Genomic DNA, 4,912 nt, shown 5'->3' on the forward strand with positions numbered 1-4,912 from the left:
TGGCACCCCTGGTGCCTTCGAGGAAGCCGAGTTCGACCAGCAGCCAGATGCCGCCGATCACAGGTACGAGGCCGATCAGCGTCCACCAGCCCGACTTGTCCCGGTCGTGCCAGCGTTTGGCGTAGAGCGCAATCGCGAAATAGATCGATGCCAACCCGGCGAGCGAGCCGATGATGCCGACCTTGGCGCCGCCCCCGGTGTTGAAACGCGTGCCGAGGATCGTATCGAGAATGAGGGCGACAATGCCGATAGGGATGAATACACCGATGCCGGCCCAGAACTTGGCACGGTTGATGCGACCATTAAAACTCGTGAGCAGATACGTCCAGTCCTCCCCTCCATGTTGAACCGGCGCGGCCCATTGCCACGCCGGCGGGAGGGTGCGTCCGTTTCCGGCAAAGATCAATTTCCGGCAAAGATCAATCGCGCAGCAATTCATTGATCGACGTCTTGGACCGTGTCTTGGCGTCGACGCGCTTGACGATGACGGCGCAATAGAGATTGGGGCCCGGCTCGCCATTGGGCAAGGGCTTGCCCGGGAGCGACCCGGCGACGACGACCGAATTGGCCGGCACCTCGCCATAGAAGACCTCGCCGGTGGCACGGTCGACGATCTTGGTCGACTGGCCGATGAAGACGCCCATGCCGAGCACAGACCCCTCGCGCACGATGCAGCCCTCGACCACTTCTGAGCGCGCGCCGATGAAGCAATTGTCCTCGATGATGGTCGGACCGGCCTGCATCGGCTCCAGCACGCCACCGATGCCGACGCCGCCCGACAGATGCACGTTCTTGCCGATCTGCGCGCAAGACCCGACCGACGCCCAGGTGTCGACCATGGTGCCGGTATCGACAAAGGCGCCGACATTGACGAAGGAGGGCATCAGCACGACGCCCGGCGCGACATAGGCCGAGCGACGCACAATCGACGAGGGCACGGCACGGAAGCCCGCCCTCTCGAAATCGACGGCGCTCCAGCCGTCGAACTTCGACGGCACCTTATCCCACCAGACCGCCTCGCCGGGGCCGCCCTTGATGATTTCCATCGGGTTGAGCCGGAACGACAGCAGCACCGCCTTCTTCAGCCATTGGTTTACGTGCCACTTGCCGTCGGCCTGGCGCTCGGCGACGCGGGCGGTGCCCTGGTCGAGAAGGTCGAGCGCCGACAGGATGGCGTCGCGCGTTTCGCCACGCGTCGCCGTCGAAATCGTGTCGCGTTCCTCGAAGGCCTTTTCGATGGTCTTTTCGAGGCTCGCCAGATCGGGCTTCGACATGAATTCGCTCCATTACCAAGCTGTTAAGGGGCTGCGCCCTAACGTGTTTTTGAAAGTCGCGCGGACCCCCGGCAGGCCATTGCCTTTCGCGGACCTTGCTTATGTTAAGGCTCAATGGGGGTCAATCGCGGGTGCGTCACGGGACGACGCAAGTGAAAGAATTGGACGGATAGACATATGACTCCCATGGAAAAGGCGGGCTGGACTCCGCTGCCGCATTCGGACGAGGACCTTGAGCGGTCGAAGAGCGTGCCGGATACGCCGCAGACACGGGCCGAAACCTACCGGCTGGCCTGGAACGATCCCGACTTCATGACGCGGCGCGAATTGCGCGCAGTTCGGCTCCAGCTGGAATTGCTGAAGCCGGAGATGATCCTCGCCGAGCGCGGCATCCGGTCGACGGTGATCCTGTTCGGCGGCGCGCGCCTGCCCGAGCCCGGCGGCGAAGCCTGGGCGGCCAAGAACGAGACGCAGAAGAAGAACCTCGAGGAGAACAGCAAATATTACGAGGAGGCGCGCAAATTCGCCCGGCTGTGCTCGCGGCAGTCCGCGGCGTCGTATTACCGCGAATATGTCGTGGTCACCGGCGGCGGTCCTGGCGTGATGGAAGCGGGCAACCGCGGCGCCGACGATGTCGGCGCGCCGTCGATCGGCCTCAACATCGTGCTGCCGCATGAGCAGGCGCCGAACATCTATGTGACGCCCGAACTCTGCTTCAACTTCCACTATTTCGCCATCCGCAAGATGCATTTCGTCATGCGCGCCAAGGCGGTGGCGGTGTTCCCAGGCGGCTTCGGCACGATGGACGAATTCTTCGAGACGCTGACCCTGATCCAGACCGGGCGCATGGAACGCGTGCCGGTGATCCTGTTTGGCAAGTCGTTCTGGAAACGGGCGATCGATCTCGACTTCCTCGCCGAGCAGGGCACGATCAGCCCCGGCGACCAGGACATCATCGATTTCGTCGATACCGCCGACGAGGCCTGGGGCATCATCAGCCGGTTCTACAAGCTAGGAGAGTAGGGCGGGAACTGGAGAATTGATGAATTGATGAATTGATGAACGGAAGAACGATCCGACCCTCCTTTTCGTAAATTCCTCAATTCTCCAATTCCTCTGCCCCCTCCACAATCGCCGTCAGGAACCCCGCCAGATCGTCGGTGACGAAATCGACGTCGTCTTCCTGCGCGGCATCGCGCTCCCATATTTCGGAGAAGGTCGGCTCGAAATTGCGCGGCACGATCAGCACCGTGGTCATGCCGAGCGTCTTCGGCACCGACAGGTTGCGCGCAAGATCCTCGAACATCACCGCATTGTGACCGGTGACGGCGTGGAGCTCGGCAAACTTCTCGTAGGTCTGGCGCGCCGGCTTGGGATTGAGCCCGGCGGCGACGATGTCGAAGATATCGTCGAAATGATCGAGGATGCCGAGTTGGCGCGCGGTGCGTTCGGCATGCTTTCGGTCACCATTGGTGAAGATGAACTTGCGGCCGGGAAGCTGGCGGATGGCGGTGCCGAGAACCGGGTCGGGCACCAGCCACGAATAGTCGATGTCATGCACCTTTTCTAGGAAATCGTCGGGGTCGATGCCATGGCGCGTCATCAGCCCGTTCAGCGTCGTGCCATAGTCGCGATACAGCTCCTTCTGCAGCTTGCGCGCATCGTCACGCGACAGCGACAGCAGCTCGCCGACATAGGCGGTCATCTTGACGTCGATCTGCGAGAACAGATTCGAATGGTGCGGATAGAGCGTGTTGTCGAGGTCGAAAACCCAGTCGGTGACATGGGCGAAGCGGGCGGGATCAGGGAGCGTCGTCATGCCATCCTTATGGCATGAAACGGATAATCCGGAAGAGGAGTTTATCCACAAGCTAGCCGGGTCCGAACCGGCTGAAATGGCTTTACGGTTCAAATTTTAGGCATTCGGGAAAGGTGGCATTCAGGGCTTGCTGGCACAGAGGCGGTCCATGGGAGCACGCGATGACTAGCATACTTCTGAAATCCGCCGCCGTCGCTTTCATCTCCGTCGCCGCCTCCCTCCTGCTGACGCTGATCGTCGTCCCCGCGATGGGATTTCCGGTCAGCCGCACAATCTGGCTGAGTTCGACGGTCTGCCCGCTGGTCCTGGCATGGGTCGCCAGCGCCAGCACCTTCTGGCAAACCGACAGGTTGAAGAGCGCTCATCGCGAGCTCGCCCGGGCGCACGCCCAGCTCGCCGCCGCCCATCGCCGCCTGCAGGAAAAGGCGAGCCGAGACGACATGACCGGCATGCTCAACCGCGAAAGCTTCTTCGCCGCGCTCGATGGCTCGCGCCGCAAGTCCGATCGCGGCGCGCTGCTGATCATCGACGCCGACCACTTCAAGAAGATCAACGACAGCTTCGGCCACCTCACCGGTGACGAGGCGCTGCTGCTGATCGCCAGCGCGATCGAGCGCGGCGTGCGCGGCGGCGACATCCTTGGCCGCATCGGCGGCGAGGAGTTCGCCGCGTATCTGATCGGCGCCACGGAACAGGAAGCCAAGCGCGTTGCCGAGCGCATCCGCCGCGAGGTCGAGCTGATCCGCTTCCGGCCCGTCGATGAGCGAACCATCCCGCTCACCGTCAGCATCGGCGGCACCCTCTGCGCAGAGGAAGCCAATGTATCGGACCTGATGCGTGCTGCTGACCGCCGCCTCTACCAGGCCAAGCACCGGGGCCGCAACCTGACGATCCTCGACGCCGACATCCCCGCGGCCGCATGACGGGGCCGCGCAATAGCACACCCCGGCTGTTAAGAAATTCCTAACCCTGTTTGCATCCGGCCGGGCCGGACACGCGTGTTTTCACTGCTTTGTAGCCCAGTCTGGCACGATATTGGCGTTCACGATCATGCGTGTGCCGTTCAGGGAATGCCATACGCGGATCGAGGCCCCTACCCGCGAGACCTGTCATGAGTTTCTTCAAAAAGAAAATGCCCCGCCGCACGATCGTGCAGGCGCTGATCGCACTGCCTGCCCTTTCGCTGTTTCGAGCGCCGCCGCATGCGGACGCCTCCTTAATTGATCGGCCCCATGCCGATCCGAACGAAATCGTCGAGGTCAATGGCTGGATCCTGAAGCGGAGTGACCTGGCATGATCTTCGACAGCTATGAGGCGTTTCGCGCCGCCAACTTCAAACCCAAGGTCTGTATCCTGGGCTCAGGTCCGGCGGGAACCACCATTGCCCGCAAGCTCGGCGCCGCCGGCATCCAGGTCGTGGTGCTGGAAGCCGGCTCGCGGGAATTCAGCGACGAATCGCAGGACTTCTATCGCGGCACCACGGTTGGCGATTTCTATTTCGACCTCGACATCACCCGGCTGCGCTTCATGGGCGGCAGCTCGAACCACTGGGCCGGCTGGTGCCGCGTCCTCGACAAGCAGGACTTCGAGCCGAAGTCCTGGGCTCCCGATACCGGCTGGCCGATCAGCCGCGCCGACATCGAGCCCTATCTGCCTGAGGTCCACGACATCCTCGAACTTCCCGCCTTCCGGCCCGATGTGCCGATCTCGGACGACATCCGCTGGATCCAGCTGATCAAGAGCCCGGCGGTGCGCTTCGGCGAGAAATACGCCGATGAACTCGACAAGAGCAGGAACATCGCCGTCGTGCTCAACACCT

General features: G+C 62.5%; 7 protein-coding genes. 4 read left to right on the forward strand and 3 right to left on the reverse strand.

Translation table 11 applies throughout. From position 1 onward, the window contains the following. The coding region (locus tag WC739_RS24540) for a DUF805 domain-containing protein (protein ID WP_372955585.1) at positions 1 to 406 on the reverse strand (406 nt) is incomplete at its 3' end. 13 nt (positions 407 to 419) lie between these two features. Next, positions 420 to 1,274, reverse strand: coding sequence for a 2,3,4,5-tetrahydropyridine-2,6-dicarboxylate N-succinyltransferase (gene dapD / locus WC739_RS24545; RefSeq protein ID WP_372955586.1), 855 nt, complete (start codon positions 1,272 to 1,274; stop codon positions 420 to 422). 177 nt (positions 1,275 to 1,451) lie between these two features. Here dapD and WC739_RS24550 point away from each other — a divergent pair, with 177 nt between their 5' ends. Then, a complete protein-coding gene (locus WC739_RS24550; RefSeq protein WP_172221278.1) occupies positions 1,452 to 2,297 on the forward strand; it encodes an LOG family protein in 846 nt (281 codons plus the stop codon). Between the two features lie 76 nt (positions 2,298 to 2,373). On the opposite strand, the gene WC739_RS24555 is transcribed toward WC739_RS24550, so the two are convergent. Beyond that, complete coding sequence (locus tag WC739_RS24555; protein ID WP_372955587.1) at positions 2,374 to 3,093, reverse strand: pyrimidine 5'-nucleotidase; 720 nt, start codon at positions 3,091 to 3,093, stop codon at positions 2,374 to 2,376. A gap of 161 nt (positions 3,094 to 3,254) precedes the next feature. Between WC739_RS24555 and WC739_RS24560 the strand changes: the two genes are divergently transcribed. The 3 genes from WC739_RS24560 to WC739_RS24570 form a co-directional block, all read left to right on the forward strand. After that, entirely contained in the window at positions 3,255 to 4,016 is a 762-nt protein-coding gene (locus tag WC739_RS24560) for a GGDEF domain-containing protein (RefSeq protein WP_372955588.1), read from the forward strand. A 188-nt stretch (positions 4,017 to 4,204) separates the two neighbouring features. Then, on the forward strand, positions 4,205 to 4,390 hold the full coding sequence (locus tag WC739_RS24565; RefSeq protein WP_372955589.1) for a hypothetical protein: 186 nt from the start codon (positions 4,205 to 4,207) through the stop codon (positions 4,388 to 4,390). Continuing rightward, positions 4,387 to 4,912: FAD-dependent monooxygenase (locus WC739_RS24570; protein WP_372955590.1), on the forward strand; the 526-nt coding region annotated here is incomplete at its 3' end. The genes WC739_RS24565 and WC739_RS24570, both read left to right, overlap by 4 nt.

It is taken from the genome of Mesorhizobium sp. (genome assembly GCF_041661565.1).
Taxonomy (GTDB): Bacteria; Pseudomonadota; Alphaproteobacteria; order Rhizobiales; family Rhizobiaceae; genus Mesorhizobium.

Coding starts and splice junctions, on each gene's coding strand:
- WC739_RS24555 (WP_372955587.1), bottom strand. CDS start 3,093: ATGACGACGCTCCCTGATCCCGCCCGCTTCGCCCATGTCACCGACTGG.
- dapD (WP_372955586.1), bottom strand. CDS start 1,274: ATGTCGAAGCCCGATCTGGCGAGCCTCGAAAAGACCATCGAAAAGGCC.
- WC739_RS24565 (WP_372955589.1), top strand. CDS start 4,205: ATGAGTTTCTTCAAAAAGAAAATGCCCCGCCGCACGATCGTGCAGGCG.
- WC739_RS24550 (WP_172221278.1), top strand. CDS start 1,452: ATGACTCCCATGGAAAAGGCGGGCTGGACTCCGCTGCCGCATTCGGAC.
- WC739_RS24560 (WP_372955588.1), top strand. CDS start 3,255: ATGACTAGCATACTTCTGAAATCCGCCGCCGTCGCTTTCATCTCCGTC.